General features: G+C 55.2%; 14 protein-coding genes and 5 pseudogenes. 15 read left to right on the top strand and 4 right to left on the bottom strand.

The features are described 5' to 3' along the window. Positions 1 to 72: 72 nt before the first annotated feature. Together HLB35_RS10730 and HLB35_RS10725 are read right to left on the bottom strand one after the other, a co-directional pair. A pseudogene (locus HLB35_RS10730) lies at positions 73 to 725 on the bottom strand (methionine ABC transporter permease). Then, positions 706 to 1,749 carry a methionine ABC transporter ATP-binding protein gene (locus HLB35_RS10725; protein ID WP_171702573.1) on the bottom strand — a complete coding sequence of 348 codons (1,044 nt, stop codon included), beginning with the start codon at positions 1,747 to 1,749 and terminating at the stop codon, positions 706 to 708. Before HLB35_RS10725 ends, HLB35_RS10730 begins: the two are co-directional and overlap by 20 nt. Before the next feature lie 562 nt (positions 1,750 to 2,311). On the opposite strand from HLB35_RS10725, the gene HLB35_RS10720 reads away from it, so the two are divergent. The 10 genes and pseudogenes from HLB35_RS10720 (at position 2,312) to moaE (ending at position 10,210) form a co-directional block, all read left to right on the top strand. Then, positions 2,312 to 2,953, top strand: coding sequence for a riboflavin synthase subunit alpha (locus tag HLB35_RS10720; RefSeq protein WP_171702572.1), 642 nt, complete (start codon positions 2,312 to 2,314; stop codon positions 2,951 to 2,953). Positions 2,954 to 3,101: 148 nt separating this feature from the next. After that, a pseudogene (locus tag HLB35_RS10715) lies at positions 3,102 to 4,399 on the top strand (NCS2 family permease). A 33-nt stretch (positions 4,400 to 4,432) separates the two neighbouring features. Beyond that, positions 4,433 to 4,977, top strand: a pseudogene (locus HLB35_RS10710) (adenine phosphoribosyltransferase). An 8-nt stretch (positions 4,978 to 4,985) separates the two neighbouring features. After that, on the top strand, positions 4,986 to 5,465 hold the full coding sequence (gpt, locus tag HLB35_RS10705; RefSeq protein ID WP_171702571.1) for a xanthine phosphoribosyltransferase: 480 nt from the start codon (positions 4,986 to 4,988) through the stop codon (positions 5,463 to 5,465). Between the two features lie 67 nt (positions 5,466 to 5,532). Next, a complete protein-coding gene (gene ung / locus HLB35_RS10700; RefSeq protein ID WP_171702570.1) occupies positions 5,533 to 6,216 on the top strand; it encodes a uracil-DNA glycosylase in 684 nt (227 codons plus the stop codon). Between the two features lie 96 nt (positions 6,217 to 6,312). After that, entirely contained in the window at positions 6,313 to 6,942 is a 630-nt protein-coding gene (gene upp, locus HLB35_RS10695) for a uracil phosphoribosyltransferase (protein ID WP_171702569.1), read from the top strand. Between the two features lie 187 nt (positions 6,943 to 7,129). Further along, positions 7,130 to 8,301 (top strand): annotated as a pseudogene (locus HLB35_RS10690) (uracil-xanthine permease family protein). A 14-nt stretch (positions 8,302 to 8,315) separates the two neighbouring features. Beyond that, positions 8,316 to 8,876 carry a molybdopterin-guanine dinucleotide biosynthesis protein B gene (gene mobB / locus HLB35_RS10685; RefSeq protein ID WP_171702568.1) on the top strand — a complete coding sequence of 187 codons (561 nt, stop codon included), beginning with the start codon at positions 8,316 to 8,318 and terminating at the stop codon, positions 8,874 to 8,876. Positions 8,877 to 8,948: 72 nt separating this feature from the next. Next, positions 8,949 to 9,755: a cyclic pyranopterin monophosphate synthase MoaC gene (gene moaC, locus HLB35_RS10680; RefSeq protein ID WP_171702567.1), complete on the top strand. Its 807-nt coding sequence runs from the start codon at positions 8,949 to 8,951 to the stop codon at positions 9,753 to 9,755. A 2-nt stretch (positions 9,756 to 9,757) separates the two neighbouring features. Then, positions 9,758 to 10,210, top strand: a complete 453-nt coding sequence (gene moaE / locus HLB35_RS10675) for a molybdopterin synthase catalytic subunit MoaE (protein ID WP_171702566.1) — start codon at positions 9,758 to 9,760, stop codon at positions 10,208 to 10,210. Positions 10,211 to 10,228: 18 nt separating this feature from the next. On the opposite strand, the gene HLB35_RS10670 is transcribed toward moaE, so the two are convergent. After that, on the bottom strand, positions 10,229 to 11,830 hold the full coding sequence (locus tag HLB35_RS10670; protein ID WP_171702776.1) for a ribonuclease J: 1,602 nt from the start codon (positions 11,828 to 11,830) through the stop codon (positions 10,229 to 10,231). A gap of 307 nt (positions 11,831 to 12,137) precedes the next feature. Between HLB35_RS10670 and purU the strand changes: the two genes are divergently transcribed. Both purU and HLB35_RS10660 read left to right on the top strand, forming a co-directional pair. Next, positions 12,138 to 12,992 carry a formyltetrahydrofolate deformylase gene (gene purU / locus HLB35_RS10665; RefSeq protein ID WP_171702565.1) on the top strand — a complete coding sequence of 285 codons (855 nt, stop codon included), beginning with the start codon at positions 12,138 to 12,140 and terminating at the stop codon, positions 12,990 to 12,992. A 63-nt stretch (positions 12,993 to 13,055) separates the two neighbouring features. Further along, a complete protein-coding gene (locus HLB35_RS10660) occupies positions 13,056 to 13,727 on the top strand; it encodes an energy-coupling factor ABC transporter permease (RefSeq protein WP_171702564.1) in 672 nt (223 codons plus the stop codon). A gap of 27 nt (positions 13,728 to 13,754) precedes the next feature. On the opposite strand, the gene lexA is transcribed toward HLB35_RS10660, so the two are convergent. After that, positions 13,755 to 14,441, bottom strand: a complete 687-nt coding sequence (gene lexA / locus HLB35_RS10655; protein ID WP_171702563.1) for a transcriptional repressor LexA — start codon at positions 14,439 to 14,441, stop codon at positions 13,755 to 13,757. 328 nt (positions 14,442 to 14,769) lie between these two features. Here lexA and HLB35_RS10650 point away from each other — a divergent pair. From HLB35_RS10650 to nagZ, 3 genes and pseudogenes are all read left to right on the top strand, one after another. Continuing rightward, a pseudogene (locus HLB35_RS10650) lies at positions 14,770 to 15,473 on the top strand (TetR/AcrR family transcriptional regulator). A gap of 24 nt (positions 15,474 to 15,497) precedes the next feature. Then, complete coding sequence (locus tag HLB35_RS10645) at positions 15,498 to 15,968, top strand: L,D-transpeptidase family protein (protein ID WP_171702775.1); 471 nt, start codon at positions 15,498 to 15,500, stop codon at positions 15,966 to 15,968. A gap of 112 nt (positions 15,969 to 16,080) precedes the next feature. Further along, on the top strand, positions 16,081 to 17,100 hold the full coding sequence (gene nagZ / locus HLB35_RS10640) for a beta-N-acetylhexosaminidase (RefSeq protein WP_171702562.1): 1,020 nt from the start codon (positions 16,081 to 16,083) through the stop codon (positions 17,098 to 17,100). Positions 17,101 to 17,104: the final 4 nt, after the last annotated feature.

Below are 17,104 nucleotides of genomic sequence, written 5' to 3'. Positions count from 1 at the left end.
TGATATTAAAGCATAAAGAAGCTATTTTTAATAATTTTTGGTTATCAATAAAATAGACTATATGCATCCAGGTTATTTACGGTCGCTTTTACGTACCAGGTAGTCGCCCAGGCTTTGGAAGCCCTGCACCATAACCACCAGTATAATGACGGTGACCAGCATGATTTCCGGCATGAAACGGTTATAGCCGTAGCGAATCCCCAGATCGCCCAAGCCGCCGCCGCCAACAGCCCCGCCATGGCTGAGTAGCTGACCAGCGTTACTAGGGTGACGGTCAGTGCGGTGATAATGCCACCTCGGGCTTCGGGCAAAAGCACCTTGCAGATAATCTGCCAGGGCGTTGCGCCCATGGCCTGAGCGGCTTCTACCAGGCCAGGTGACAGTTCATTCAGTGCTCCCTCTACCAGGCGAGCAACAAACGGGATGGCGGCAATGGTAAGCGGTACAGCGGCCGCATTGATGCCAATGGAGGTGCCTACCAGCATACGCGTGAAGGGGGTAATCGCCACCATCAGAATGATGAACGGAATCGAGCGGCCAATATTGGTGATGATTCCCAATACCTGGTTAAGCAGCGGCCGGGCCAGAATCTGGCGTGGTCGGGTGACATACAGCAAGACGCCCAGCGGCACACCGAGCAGAGTGGCGATAAACCCTGAGATGGCGACCATGTAGAGGGTGTCCAGGGTGGCCTGGAAAATAAGATCAATCATTGCGCTGGACATGGCCAAGCACCTCCACGTTAAGTTGGTGAGATTCAAGATAGGTGATTGCCTGACGGGTCTGCTGCGCATCGCCCAGCAGTTCCGCTATCATCAGCCCGAGAGTGCGCTCCTGGATTGACTCCACCTTGGCCTGCAGAATGCTGACATCAACACCGCATTCTCTGGCCAGGCGGGAAATCAGCGGTGTAGACACCGCATCGCCGGAAAACGTCAGACGTACCACTGGGTGAGTACGCTCGCCAGGGGAGGACTGTAGGCGCTCAACCAACTCCTTGGGCGGGGTAAGCTGAAGAAAATCATTGAGGAAGTCTCGCCCTAGCTGGGTGCGCGGGGCGGTAAAAAAGTCGCCGACTTCAGCGTCTTCCACCAGCTCGCCTGCAGAAATCAGGCTGACCCGGTGGCAGATGGATTTGACAACTTCCATCTCGTGGGTGATCAGCAAGATGGTGATACCCAGCGTCTGGTTGATATCGCGCAACAGTTCCAGAATCGAGGTCGTGGTCTGGGGGTCCAGCGCTGAGGTGGCCTCGTCACAGAGCAGCACAGCGGGCTCATTGGCCAGAGCGCGAGCAATCGCCACCCGCTGCTTTTGGCCGCCCGAAAGCTGGGCGGGAAACTGGCTGGCCTTGTCAGCCAGGCCCACCAGCTTCAGCAAGGGTTCAACGCGCTCCTTGATAGCCTGTTTAGACTGTCCCGTCAGCTCCAGAGGGAAGGCAACATTATCGAAGACATTGCGAGTCGTTAGCAGGTTGAAGTGTTGAAAGATCATGCCGATGCGATGACGCGCCTGGTTCAGCTGAGCAGCACTAAGGCGAGTGATATCCTGGCCATCAACCATCACGCTGCCCTCGGTTGGGCGCTCCAGCAGGTTGACGCAGCGGATCAATGTGGATTTGCCGGCGCCGGACAGGCCAATGACCCCGTGAATGGCACCCTTGGGGATATGCAGGTTAGCGTTTTTCAGAGCGTGAACGACTTGGCTGCCATTGGTGTAGGTTTTACTGACGTTGTTGAGCTCGATCATGGCGTTACCTTGAGGTTGGCCGCAAGTGAAAACTGCGGGCCAGATTCAGTAAGCCGATATGGAAACATGCGGGGGCGGCGAGCGTAGGGTGGGGGCAAAAAAGACCACCCTGATGGGTGGCCATCAACGCTGGACACACCCTTTTAGCTGCACTTCACCGTGATGTCTCACGATGGACGCCCGCAATCTGGGTACAAATCGGCGTCATTTCGATTAGGCAAAAAGTCTAAGATGAAGCTGATAGGTTGTCAAACGCCATGGTGGGATTTTTATACTGTATTGCTTATTTGATATTAATTTTTGGTTTAATGTTTCTACTGCAGGTGATTCTCTGTTGAAAAGGCTAAAGTGGGGTGTTTCAAGCGGGCTCAATGGCCTGCTCGGAAGCTACTGCCTGAATCGTCATATCAAGGAAAAGGGTGTCGATAATGGTTGTGCTGATGTTATACAGCCGTACATCTATTGGGTGCCTGATAGTTAAAAATGGCACAATAACAGCGTTATCATGACGCCTTTCTTTCATTGTGGATATTTATCCGACCGTACTTTAATAGAGGACTTTATGTTTACCGGTATCGTTCAGGGCACAGCTGAAGTTGTGGCCGTCAAAGAGCTGGAACAATTCAGGACACACGTTATAAAGATGTCGGCTGAAATGCGCGAAGGGCTGACCACCGGCGCTTCCGTTGCTCATAATGGCGTTTGCTTGACGGTCACCGCCATTGACGATGACCGTGTGAGCTTTGATCTGATGCGCGAAACCCTGCGCTTGACCAATCTTGGTGCAGTCAGTGAAGGGTCGCGTGTCAATATCGAGCGCGCTGCGCGCTTTGGTGATGAAATCGGCGGTCACTCCATGTCGGGCCATGTTATTTGCATGGCAACCCTGAGCGCGATTGAAGAAGCGCCCAATAATCGGCGCCTGTGGTTTAACCTGCCAGCAGAAATCGGCCGCTTTGTGTTTGAAAAAGGTTACATCGGCGTTGATGGCATCAGTTTGACAGTGGGAGAAGTGAGGCATGACAAGGAGAGCCAGTCGTTGGCGTTTTGCGTGAACCTGATTCCGGAAACACTGGCACGTACAAGCCTGGGTGACCGTCAGTTGGGGGATAACGTCAATATCGAGATTGACCCGCAAACCCAGGTCATCGTTGAAACCGTTGAACGTATGTTGAGTACACGTGGCCTCGATATTGCAGGCTAAGTCTGTTTGGACGCCGCCGCCTTGTGCTGCGGTTTCATGTTGGCTGCTCATTGCCTTAAGGCTCGCATGAATGCTGGCCTTTCGGTAATATATGCGGCTTTTCTTGCACTCTGACGCCGCTGCGTTTGCACCAAGGGTAACCATACTCATGAACTTTCTGGATAAGCACTTCAAGCTGACAGAACATAAGACAAATATAAAAACAGAGGTTATTGCAGGAGTTACCACCTTCCTGACCATGGCCTACATTATTTTCGTTAACCCCAGTATCCTGTCTGAAGCCGGGATGGATTACGGAGCAGTCTTCGTAGCCACCTGTCTGGCAGCGGCCATTGGTTGTCTGGTGATGGGTATCTGGGCCAACTACCCGATTGCCCAGGCGCCAGGTATGGGCCTGAATGCCTTCTTTACCTACGGTGTTGTGCTTGGAATGGGCTACACCTGGGAAGCAGCGTTGGGTGCGGTCTTCCTTTCCGGTTTCTGCTTTTTCCTGCTGAGTATCTTCAAGGTACGTGAATGGATCATCAATTCGATTCCGCTTTCTTTACGCCTGGGTATTGCGGCGGGTATTGGTCTGTTTCTGGCCATGATTGCACTGAAAAATGCCGGTATCGTTGTGTCTAACCCGGCCACCTATGTAGCTCTGGGCGACTTGACTGAGCCGGCCGCCATTTATGCCCTGGTCGGCTTTTTTGTGATTACTGCCTTGGCCTATCTTAAGGTGACCGGCGCGGTGATGATTGGCATTCTGGGTGTGACAGTCGTCGCCATCCTGCTGGGCCACAATGAATACGGTGGCCTGATGTCCATGCCGCCTTCCATTGCGCCAACCCTGATGCAGATGGATATAATGGGCGCTCTGGATGTGGCCATGCTCAGCGTCATTTTTGCCTTCCTGTTTGTTGACCTGTTTGATACGTCTGGCACGCTGGTAGGCGTGGCACAGCGCGGTAAACTCCTTGACGAAAATGGCAAGCTGCCGCGCATCGGGCGCGCCATGATGGCCGACAGCACTGCCTCCATGGCCGGTGCTGCTCTGGGTACCTCGACCACCACCAGCTATATCGAATCCACCGCCGGGATTGCCTCAGGCGGGCGTACTGGTCTTACCGCGGTCGTGGTCGCGATTCTGTTTCTGGTCAGCCTGTTTTTGCGCCACTGGCGGGCTCTATTCCAGCCTATGCCACCGCGGGCGCACTGCTGTATGTGGCAGTATTGATGGCCGGTAGTCTGGCACATGCCGACTGGGATGACCCGACTGAGGCTGCCCCTGTGCTGATTGCAGCACTGGCGATGCCGCTGACTTTTTCGATTGCAGAAGGCATTGCGCTGGGTTTTATCAGCTTTGTGGCGATCAAGACCCTGTCAGGCCGTTTTAAAGACCTGAATCCGGCCGTTATTGTGCTGGCGCTGCTGTTTGTAGCCAAGTTCCTGTTCCTGGATTAATCCTCCATCTTTGATGAACCAATGAGAGACGCAATGAGCATCTACGGCGATTATATCAAGTCCGTTATCCGCACGGTTCCTGACTGGCCCGAGCCCGGGGTGAATTTCCGCGATATTACGCCGTTGTTGCAGAACAGCGCGGCATTTCGCAAGTTGATTGATAGCTTTGTTCACCGCTATCAGGAAATGAACCTTGATGCGATTGCGTCCATTGATGCACGTGGCTTTATCATCGGCGCGCCGCTGGCCTACGAGTTGGGCTGCAGCTTTGTGCCCGTGCGCAAAAAGGGCAAGCTGCCTTTCAAGACAATCAGTGAAACTTATACGCTGGGTACGGCCATTCTGAAGTGGAACTGCATGCGGATGCCTTTTATAAGGACGACCGCATTCTGCTCATGGATGATCTGATTGCCACAGGCGGCACCATGCTGGCCGCTGCCAACCTGATTCAGCGCTGCGGTGGGCAGGTGGTTGAAACGGCAACGATTATTGATCTGCCTGAACTGGGCGGTTCCCAGAAAATTCGCGATGCCGGTTTTGGTGTGTTCGCGGTATGTTCCTTTAATGAAAGCGAGTAACACCTTTTATGAGTAGTCATCGTTATCGTCAACATTTTACGGTCTCCTGGGATCAGCTACACCGCGATGTGCGTGAGCTCTGCCATCAGTTGGTGGCGCGGGATTTCAAAGGGATTATCGCCATTACCCGAGGCGGGTTGATTCCGGCGGCGCTGATTGCCCGTGAGTTGAATGTGCGACTGATCGATACGGTCTGTATCAGAAGCTACGATCATATGGAGCAGAGCCAGCTTGACGTGCTTAAAGGCGTTGACCATGACGGTGATGGCTGGCTTTTGGTGGATGACCTGGTGGATACCGGCAAGACCGCCCGAGCCGTCAGGGAAATGCTGCCCAAGGCGCATTTTGTGACGATCTATGCCAAACCGGAAGGCAAACCGCTGGTTGATCAGTATCTGACCGAAGTGGGCCAGCAGTGCTGGATCCAGTTCCCCTGGGATATGGGTGTGGCCTACGTTGAGCCGCTGGTGGATCAGGTCAAGAAGTAAACGGACTCAACCAGCATGGGCGCAGCTGCAAGAGGCTGCTACTTGAAGGGCATGAACGAGGGCAGGTATGGCAAATCCATTATCAGGTGAGTGGGCAGAAGCATTGGGCGCCGAATTCCAGGCTGATTATATGCACTCACTCAAGCAGTTTCTGGCCGCTGAAAAAGCCGCTAGAAAGGTGATTTACCCGCATTCATCTGATTGGTTTCGTGCCTTCGAGTTGACGCCGCTGAGCAATGTCAAGGTAGTGATACTGGGGCAGGACCCTTACCACGGGCCCAATCAGGCCCATGGGCTGTGCTTTTCTGTTCAGCCCGGTGTGCCGGTGCCGCCTTCGCTTGCCAATATCTACAAGGAGCTGGCCAGTGATACTGGTTTTCAGCCGGTGCGCCACGGTTGCCTGGAGAGTTGGGCCCGCCAGGGCGTGCTGTTACTAAATACGGCCTTGACCGTTGAGCAGGGCAATGCGGCTTCTCACCGAGGCAAAGGCTGGGAGGCCTTTACTGACAGGGCCATCGAGGCTGTCAGCCAGCAGGCGCCACCTTGTGTTTTCATGCTGTGGGGTAGTCATGCGCGTCAGAAAAAGGCGCTGATTGACCAGCAGCGTCATCTGATTCTCGAAGCCCCACACCCTTCGCCGCTGTCAGCGCATCGTGGTTTTTTCGGTACTCGGCATTTTTCCCAGGCGAATGCCTTTCTGGTCGCTCAGGGGCGTGAACCGATTGACTGGCAATTACCGACTACCCCTTAACCTGGGCGTTCGTTGAGAGTAGAATGCTGCGCAATTTTACGCGTTTGTCGAGTCGACGAACGTCGTTATTCCGTCTAACCGCCGCGAGGAAGTTCCATGAGCGTACATGCCATAAATCACCCACTGGTCCAGCATAAGCTGGGCCTTATGCGCGAGATGGATCTCAGCACCAAAAGCTTTCGGGAACTGGCGGGTGAAGTGGCCAAGCTGCTGACCTATGAAGCAACCCAGGGACTGGAGCTTGAAGACCACGAAATTCAGGGCTGGAATGGCCAAGCGATCATGACGCGCCGCCTAAAGGGCAAGAAAGTCACGGTTGTGCCTATTCTGCGTGCTGGCCTGGGTATGCTGGAAGGCGTTACTGACCTGATTCCCAGTGCCAGGGTGAGCGTGGTTGGCCTCTATCGCGATGAAGAAACGCTTCAGCCTGTACCTTACTTTGCCAAGTTCGCCAATGATATCGAAGAGCGTATGGCCATTGTGATCGACCCCATGCTGGCTACTGGAGGCTCCATGGTGGCCACCCTTGATATGCTGCGTGAGCGCGGCTGCGAGCAGATGAAGGTGATTGTCCTGGTGGCGGCACCGGAAGGGATTGCGCGTGTTCAGGAATCTTACCCGGATATCGAGATCTACACCGCCTCGGTGGATGAACGGCTGGATGAAAACGGCTATATCGTCCCCGGTCTCGGGGATGCCGGTGACAAGATCTTCGGGACGCGTTGAACAACCCTTGATCTCCTGCCCCTTACGCTATAGGCGTTGGGGGCATTTTTTTGAGTGACTGTCGTGAGACCGCTAGCGGTTCAGGGGCGTCAAATACCCACCCATTCAATGGAGGCAGCTTGTGAGTGATACCACCACAACCGCACAATCCGATTCATGGCCTAAGCTAATACTGACGGGCGCACAGATGCTGTTTGTGGCTTTTGGTGCCTTGGTACTGGTACCGCTACTGACGGGGCTTGACCCAAGTGTTGCCTTGTTTACCGCAGGGGCTGGCACCCTGGTGTTCATGCGGTCACCCGTCAGACTTTGCCGGTCTTTCTGGCGTCTTCGTTTGCCTTTATCGCCCCTATTCAGGGCTCGATTGCCAGCTTTGGCGTCTCGGCCACCCTGGGCGGCTTGATGGCAGCGGGGCTGGTCTATGTGGTGATTTCTCAGGTCGTGCGCTTGAAGGGTACCGCCTGGCTGCATCGTTTGCTGCCACCGGTCGTCGTGGGGCCTGTGATCATGGTAATCGGCCTGGCGCTTGCGCCGGTGGCGGTCAGTATGGCAACCGGTGAAAACAGCGATAATATTGATTATGGTGCGGCCATTTTCCTTTCCATGACCAGCCTTTTGATCACCCTGATTTTGGCGGTATTTGGCCGCGGGCTACTCCGCCTGGTGCCGATTATGGGCGGTATTATCAGTGGTTATGTGCTGGCGCTGATCATGGGGGTCGTGGACTTTTCGCCGGTGACCTCGTCAAGTTGGCTATCTCTGCCCAATTTTACCGCGCCAAGCTTTCATTGGGCTGCGATTCTGTTCATGATCCCGGTAGCCATTGCCCCTGCCGTTGAACATATTGGTGATATGGTCGCGATTGGCTCGGTGACGCGTAAAAACTATCTGGAAACCCCCGGTTTGCATCGCACCCTGTTAGGGGATGGCCTGGCAACCACAGTGGCTGCCCTGTTTGGTGGCCCGCCTAACACCACCTACTCAGAAGTGACGGGTGCGGTCACCCTGACCCGCGCATTCAATCCGATGTATATGATCATTGCCGCTATCATCGCTATTCTGCTGGCCTTTATTGGTAAGCTGGGGGCCTTGCTGCAGACCATCCCCGCGCCTGTGATGGGCGGTATCATGACACTGCTGTTTGGCTCAATTGCCGTGGTAGGGATGAATACCCTGGTCAGGGCAGGGCAATCGTTGACGGCGCCTCGTAACCTGGTGGTGGTGTCATTGATTCTGGTCTTCGGGATCGGTGGCATGCAGTTTGGGGGCGGCCAGTTCACCTTGCAGGGCGTTAGCTTGGCGGCGATTGTAGGGATAGTGCTGAATCTGGTCTTGCCGCGTGCCCAGGAAGATGAATAAAGCTTGCCATTGGTATGAAAAAGGATCGCTATGAGCATCTCAGAGATTGCCCCCTGGTGGCCACCGAATTTCCTGTACTAGGCGTAGCGGCCTGGAGCGGTACCGGCAAAACGACCTTGCTGGAGGCCTTGCTGCCAGCGCTACGTGAACGCGGCCTGACGGTGGGTGTAATCAAGCATGCGCATCATAGCTTCGAGGTAGACAAGCCCGGTAAGGATAGTTACCAATTGCGCAAGGCAGGTGCATCACCAATGCTGGTGGCGTCCCATCAGCGGTACGCGCTAATGCAGGAAACGCCGGGGCAGCAAGAGCCGGATCTGAATCACCTGCTGACCTTGATGGCAGCGCATACTCCTGATCTGGTCATTGTCGAAGGGTTCAAGGCCTGGCCGCTACCCAAGCTGGTGGTTTATCGCCAGGAAGTGGGCGATCCAGGTATTCTGGAAGATCCCTGGGTTTGTGCAGCGGCTCTCAAGCATTCAGATGCTCGGCCGCTGGCAGAAGCAGTAGCGCGTCTTGATATTGATGACGCGCCCAGTATTGCTGAATGGATTCATGGTTGGATGCAGCGCTGAAAGCGGAAACATCAGCTAGTTGGATTAAGCGGTCTTTATTAACGGTCTTGATTGACTCTGGGGTGATTTGATATGCAACTGACGCACCTGAATGCTAACGGTGAGGCACATATGGTGGATGTGGGCGCAAAGCAGTCAACCCGCCGCGAGGCAGTGGCTTCCGGACGCATCATGATGCAGCCGCAAACGCTGCACTTGCTGACCGACGGGGCGCTGCCCAAGGGTGATGTTATCGCCACCGCGCGGATTGCCGGTATTCAGGCGGCCAAGCGCACCCATGAACTGATCCCACTCTGCCATGCGTTAGCGCTTTCCAAGGTAACGGTGGATTTTGAACTTGATACGCAAAACAGCTGTGTGCATGTATCGGCCATGTGCCGCCTGACAGGGCAGACCGGTGTCGAAATGGAAGCGCTGACCGCCGTATCCGTGGCCTGCCTGACGCTCTACGATATGTGTAAGGCGGTGGACAAGTCGATGCGCATTGAAGGGGTTCAACTGGATAGCAAGGTGGGTGGCAAAAGCGGTGATTACCAGCGTGGGTCTTATGATCTAGAGGTTCCACCGATTGTGACCGGCGAAAGCGCGGCGGGCGAAGTGCAGTTGGGCGAGCGCTGTGTGGGCGAGTGCGTGCGCGTTAAATTTCTGGCTGAACTGCGCGAGCGCCTGGGGCATAGCGACCTGAGCATTGCCCTGGATGCGCTGGAAACCAAGGATGTTGCTGGTCTGAAAGCATTGCTTGCCGCTAGGGAAGACAACTTTGATGTCCTGCGTGATCAACGCACCCTGTGTGCCGTCAATCAGGTGATGGTCAATGACAGTGCGCGCCTGACGGATAACGATGAAGTGGCTTTTTTCCCTCCTGTAACCGGCGGCTAATCATGAATATTGCAGTGTGTATTCAGACGCAAGCCTTTGATATGGCTTATGGCTATGAGGATCTTCTGGAAAATCGCAGCGATGTCGGGGCTGTGGTCAGCTTTACAGGCCTGGTGCGTGATTTCAATGAATCCCCTGAGGTGACAGGGCTGACGCTTGAACATTATCCGGGTATGACAGAGCGCACCCTTGAGGACATCGGCCAACAGGCGTGGCAGCGCTGGTCACTACAGGGAATCCGGATCATTCATCGAGTTGGCTATATGGCGCCTGGCGACCCTATCGTACGGGTGTCGGTGGCCAGCGCGCACAGGCGCGATGCCTTTGAGGCCTGTGATTTTATCATGGACTTTCTGAAGACCCGGGCACCTTTCTGGAAAAAGGAACACGCTAGGGAGGGCGATTACTGGGTGAAGGAGCGTGCATCAGACCAGCAGGATGCAACCCGCTGGTAAGAGTTTGGATAACGTTTCTCAGCCTTCCTGGTCCGGCGTGCTCCATTCGGGCATTTCGGCCGCCATGATCTGCAGGTGAACCTCTGGCAGATGCTGCATATGCTCTGCCAGCCAGCTGATCAGGCGCGGCTGCAACGCCAGGCGCAGCTCCGCCAGGGTGTCGGCATGAATCTCGCTCAACTGCTCGTCCAGCCAGTCGCTGAAGCTGTCTTCATCCAGTGCGCCTGCCCCGGCGTTATCCAGCATTAAACGACCAATACGCCACCAACCAATATCGCTGGCAGTAACCGGCAGGGCCAGATAAAGGCTGCCACGGCGTTTATGCTGGGTGGATGCTTCCAGGCCAGGGTGCGGCACGACGCTGTTCTGGCTGACAATGCAGGGCGGCTGAGGGTAGCGCGCCTGATGGCGCAGCCCGCGAGAATCAAAATGGATCAGGTCGCCGTTAAGCGGTGCCAACGGCGCTGCAATATTGAGCGATTCGGCCAGCTCCTGATGCGCTTGCTGATGACGCGCCTCGCCATGCACGGGCAGCAGATGGCGCGGTTTTACCCAGCGGTAAAGGGTTTTCAGCTCTTCCTGGGCCGGGTGGCCTGTGGCGTGGAGTTCCGGGTGGTTGAACTCGTCAAACAGGGTAATCCCCATCTGGGTGAAGCGTTTTTTCAAGCGTTCAATAGGGCGCTCGTTGCCAGGAATCGCTTTGGCTGAAAAGATGATGTTGTCGCCCGGTTCCAGGTCAACAAAGGGGTGACGACGCTGGGCCAGGCGCTGTAGCGCTGCACGCGGCTCACCCTGGCTGCCGGTGGCAATAATAATGACTTCATCAGCGGGCAGGTAGCCCAGATCGTGGGCGGGTACCAGCGGCGGCAGCTCGTCAAGGTAACCAAGCCCTCTGGCCACCGTCACCATACGCTCCATGGAACGCCCCATCAGGCTGATTCTGCGCCCGCACTGCTGGGCTGCCCGGGCAATCGCCACTATCCGCGCCACATTGCTGGCAAAGCAGGATATCACCACGCGACCCTTGCAGCTGGCAATGGTGCTGGCCAGCGCCTTGGCGACATCGCCTTCACTACCGGAATGACCGGGCATGGGCGCGTTAGTTGAGTCACCCACCACAAGATCAAGCGGTGCCAGGGCGCGGAACTGGCTGGCGTCAGCCGGCTTGCCCACCAGAGGCTGGGCATCTAGCTTCCAATCACCCGTATGCAGAACGCGATAATCACCCACCAACATCATCAGTGCGCAGCTTTCCGGAATGGAATGCGGCAGCGGCAGGTGGCGAACGGTGAAAGGTCCGGATGAAAGAGCCTCGCCAGGGTCGACAACGCTGATTTTTTCCGGGCTTAGGCCATGTTCGGCAAACTTGAGGCGCAATAGGCCTGCGGCCAGCGGCGTGGCGTAGATCGGGCATTGCCAGTTGGGCCACAACCAGACAACAGCGCCGATATGATCTTCATGGCCATGGGTGATAAACAGCGCCGCTGGGGTGATATCAAGCGACGTCAGGGTGTCCAGGTTGGGAACTTGCAGGGGAGTGCCAGGCATGTCCTGACGGATCATCATGCCACAATCAACCGCTACCCAATGGTCTTCATAGCCGTACAGGGTGAAGTTCATTCCCACTTCACCGCACCCTCCAAGCGGCAGTAGCTGCAGCGGGGGCGACGACGGGGACGAATATGTACGCGGGGTGGATGCATCGTGGGTGAAAAGCCTTGAAAGTAAGGCCTTTACTATACGGGATTGAGGGGGCTGCCACAATCACTGCAGCGCTGTGGATCGATTTGCAACCGTGATCAGCGTGCGCACATTCGGTACACTATATCCCCTGTTTGCCACTCTGAAGAGGCAAGCAGCCCAGGATGGCGAAATTCATGCAGGCTTGTCGCCAGCTTCAGGTCAGTGCTATCACAGAGTCTTATTTATGTCCCGATATTATCGTTTGGTGGTTTCCTGCCCGGATCAGGTGGGAATTGTGGCGCGAGTGGCCAATTTCATTGCCCAGCAAGGTGGCTCAATTACCGAAGCGAGCCAGCATTCAGACCTGGAAACTGGGCGCTTTTTCATGCGCTATGAAATTCTGGCTGATTCCCTGGCGATGGGTCCTGATGCTTTCAGTGAAGCGTTTCGCCCAGTGGCTGATGATTTTCAGATGGATTGGGCGGTAACCGATACGGGCAAGCTGCCCAAGGTCGTGATCATGGTGTCCAAGGAGTCGCACTGTCTGGTGGATCTGCTGTATCGCTGGCAGGGAGGAGAGCTTGCCTGTGATATCGTTGGAGTACTTTCCAACCATGATGACATGCGCTCGCTGACCGAGTGGTACGGTATTCCCTATCAGCATATTCCGGTGAACCCTGACGATAAACAGCCGGCCTTTGATGCCGTTGAAGCACAGATAGAAGCGCTTCAGGCGGATTGTGTTATCCTCGCGCGTTACATGCAGATACTGCCGCCGGCATTATGCCAACGTTTAAGCGGGCGAGTGATCAACATCCATCATAGTTTCCTGCCTTCCTTTGCGGGCGCCAAACCTTATCACCAAGCCTACCAAAGGGGCGTTAAACTGATAGGGGCAACCTGTCACTATGTGACGGAAGAACTCGATGCAGGCCCCATTATTGAGCAGGATATCCATCGGGTTACGCATTGCCATACGCCAAAGGATCTAGTGCGTTTTGGGCGCGACGTTGAAAAGTCAGTGCTTGCACGTGGCGTGCGCTGGCATCTTGAAGATAGGGTCATTATTCACGGTAATAAGACGGTTGTCTTCAACTAGCGTGCAACGCCTGGAAAGTATTCGGTAGGAAATCCCGCTTTTTACCCCTTGAGGTTGGTCTTTATGTCTTTTGCCGAAAGTGTCCTGGCGCCTTGGGCTTTACTGCTTTCCGGGTTGCTTTCTACCGCAATGTTGGCCTGGGTATTAATGCTGAAGCCCTGGCAGGCGCTGCTGGACGATACTGCCTTACAGCATCGTTGGTTGGCGGCGACGCTGGCCGTTGTGCTGATGTGGCAACTACGTGCTCAAGCGGTGGATTGGCTAACCCTGCACTTGGTGTTTACCGTATTGATGACGCTGGTGTTCAAGGCGCCGCTGGCGCTATTGAGCAACGTCATGATCAACATTGCCATGGTATTGATTGGGCGAAACGAGTGGCCGTTGCTGGGGGCGAATGTCCTGGTGACAGGGATAGTGCCTGCCTTGACGACAGGCCTTATCTGGCGATTTGTCGACCGCAAGATGCCCGATAACCTGATGGTCTTTCTGTTTGCCTGCGGCTTTTTTGGTACTGCACTGGCAACACTGGCTGGTGGGTTAACGGCGGTAGGGCTGATTGTCCTGGCCGGTACAGACCCTGAAGCGGTGTATCTTGCTCAGGAATATGCGCGTTTTCTTCCGCTTCTGATGCCTTCAGAAGCCTTTATTACCGGCATGTTGCTAAGTGTCCTGCTGGTCTACCATCCGCAGTGGGTGGCCACCTTTAATGACCACCGCTACATTGATATGCAGTAGGCATGACACCTACAGCGGGCAGGCCGCTTAACCCAACGCCTGTCCGCTGCCACCCCGAATAACGCCCACCCCCACGCCTTCAATTTCCAGCGACTGAGAGCGCAGGTCAACGTTGATTGGCAGGAAATCCTCATTTTCAGCTAGCAGCTGAACCAGATGGCCATCGCGTTTAAAACGCTTGACCGTTACTTCGTCATCCAGCCGGGCAACCACGATCTGGCCGTCGCGAACGTGCTCGGTACGATGGACTGCCAATAGATCACCTTCGAGAATACCAACGTCCTTCATCGACAGGCCGCGCACCCGCAACAGGTAATCTGCTTTGGGTGTGAAGTATTCAGCCGGCAACGGGCAGTAACGATCAATATGCTCAGTGGCCAGTATCGGGCTGCCTGCAGCAACCTCACCGATAATTGGCAAGCCGCTGTTGGCAGTGCTGACAGGTACGCTTTCCAGAGGCTGGCTTTCAGGGGGTGAAGGCGTGGTTTCAGTGCCTTCCTGAGCCGGTAGGCGTATACCCCGCGAAGTATTGCGGATAATGCGAATCACTTTCTTGCGTTCTAGTGCCCTGAGATGTTCCTCCGCCGCATTCGGGGAGCGAAAGCCAAGCGCCTTAGCGATCTCGGCGCGAGTGGGTGGGTAACCAAATTCACCCATGGTTTTGACAATAAAGTCATAAACGTTTTGTTGGCGCGCAGTCAAAGGACGAGACATGGAGCTCTCCCACCTGATGGTGTTGGTAATTAATAAGTAAGAACCTGTCATTACTTATTGATAGGTTAATTCTGCAGATGAACCCAAAAATTAGCGTAATAAACTATGTGATTAAGTATACAGTATGTGCCTCTGTCCAGTATAGGATGAGCGTTAAATTTTGTGTAGTCATACCAGAGGCTTGCGTGAGAGAACCGAGGTTTTCAACTGCAGGCGGTAAGTGTTTGCAGGCGACAGGGACAGTTTTAATTCAACAGGCGTTGAGCGTCTGCAAGCCATGTCGTAATATCTGTTTATGTTTTAAACATCTGTTTTCTGGAGCAACTTCATGGCCCAGCTCGACACAGTGACACGCATCCTTGACACTGCTGAAGTCCTTTTGCTGAGCGCGGCTTTGCTGAAACATCGCTGCGCAACATTACCAGCAAAGCAAAGGTCAATCTGGCCGCGGTCAACTATCATTTCGGCTCCAAGAAGGCGCTGATCCAGTCAGTATTTTCACGCTATCTGGACCCCTTCAGTGAGCGTTTTCATAGCGCTTTGGATGCGCTGGAAGAGCGCTATCAGGGGCGCGTTATCCCGCTTGAAGTGCTGTTGGAAACCATGGCGGAGACGGTTCTATCGGTGCCTGCTGAGCGCAACAGCCTTAAAGTCTTCATGCGCCTTCTGGGGTTGGCCTACAGCCAGGCGCAGGGCCACCTGCGGCGGTTTATCCAGGAGCAATATGGCGATGTGTTCACCCGCTTTACCGAACTTGTGCGTCAGGCTACCCCTGAACTGCCGGACGCTGAGCGTTTCTGGCGGCTGCATTTCATGCTGGGAACGGTGATTTTTACCCTTTCTGGCCTGGATGCGCTGAGAGATATTGCTCAGAAAGATTATCAGGAGCATGTTTCCGTGCGCGATCTGGTACGCCGCCTGCGCCCTGTGGTGGTGGCGGCTATGAATGCACCGTTGCCCGCTTCCGTTGAGTCAGAACACAAGGCGCTCGAGAGCAAGGAGTACAACAATGCGCACTCCCTCGCTGATTGAGCTTCCCCTGAAGCGGGCAAGTGGATTGACGTCGATATTACACGCCAGGCATTAACTCTGTGGCAGGGGCAAACAAGTGAGCTTTGCTTGCCGATTTCTACTGGCAAGGCGGGCACCGGCCAGCAGGATGGCAGTGGCCAGACCCCTTTGGGCTGGCACTATGTGCGGGCTGCCATTGGCAGCGAGGCGCCACCTGATGCGGTATTTCGCGGCCGTCGCTGGACAGGGGAAATCTATTCAGCGGCCTTAAGTGAGCAGTATCCTGCAAGAGACTGGATTCTGACGCGTATCCTTTGGCTGTGTGGCCTGGAAAGCGGTTTTAATCGGGGTGGCAAGGTGGATTCACAGCGCCGTTATATCTATATCCACGGTACGCCGCCTAGTGAGCCCATGGGGCAGCCGCTGTCGCATGGTTGCATCCGGCTTGAGCGCCAGGCCTTGCTGGAGGTATTTGCTTTCGCGGTACCCGGTACACCCGTCTGGATACATCTCTAAGAGCGTCGGATGCAGAGTTGGCCATAGCCGATCAACAACGCCATTGTTGCCAGATAAGTTGCATACAGGGAATGATCCACTAGAATTGCCGTTTTTTCAGGATGTTTATGCTATGACGCACTCAGTTGGCCCGGTCATGCTTGACCTCGAAGGAAGCTCGTTAACGTCGGATGAACGTCAGCTGTTGCAGAAAGATGCCGTGGGTGGCGTCATTTTGTTTGCGCGTAACATTCAAAGTGCCACCCAGGTGCGCACCTTATGCGATGACATTCGCCAAGTGCGCCCTGATCTGCTTATTGCGGTTGATCAGGAGGGCGGCCGGGTGCAGCGTATCAAGGAAGGCGTCACCCGCTTGCCGCCGATGGCCCTGCTTGGCCAGCGCTATCAGCAGGATGCGGCTGAAGGGCTAGCCCTGACACGGGATGCCGGCTGGTTGCTGGGCATGGAAATGGCCGCCTGCGGATTGGATATTACCTTTGCTCCGGTATTGGACGTTGATGGGAGCACCTCAAGCGTGATTGGCGATCGTAGTTTTGGCCAACAACCGCAGCAGGTGGCTGAGCTTGGCCAAGCGCTGATTCAAGGCCTGCATGATGCCGGGATGGCGGCTGTCGGGAAGCATTTTCCCGGTCATGGCAGCGTGGCAGAAGATTCGCATATTGCCCTCCCGGTTGATGAACGCCCTTTGAGCGCCATCAAGCAACATGATTTGGTGCCGTTTACCCAGCTGGCGAATGTGCTGGATGGCGTCATGCCCGCCCATGTTATCTATCCTGCCTTTGATCATCGGCCTGCTGGGTTCTCTCCGGCCTGGTTGGGCATGTTGCGTGAATCGCTCAACTACAAAGGCTGTATTTTTTCCGATGACCTGAGCATGACCGGCGCTCATGCCGCAGGCTCACCTGCAGGGCGCGCTAACGCCGCCCTGCAGGCAGGCTGCGATATGCTACTAATATGTAATGATCGTGCGGCAGCACTTGAAGTGCTTGATGCATGCATCGGGAAGGGCACAAGACGACCCATGAAATTACGCTACGCCCGTGCGAGGCCAACGCTTGAATCGCTGAGCGCATTGGGGCGTTGGCGGCGCACCCACGCCAGGCTGGAAGCGCTGGCTGGCTCAGCTCAGTAAGCTA

Origin of the sequence: Vreelandella azerica, assembly GCF_013112225.1 — a bacterium.
Taxonomy (GTDB): domain Bacteria; phylum Pseudomonadota; class Gammaproteobacteria; order Pseudomonadales; family Halomonadaceae; genus Vreelandella; species Vreelandella azerica.
This window is presented reverse-complemented; position numbering and strand designations above follow the sequence as displayed.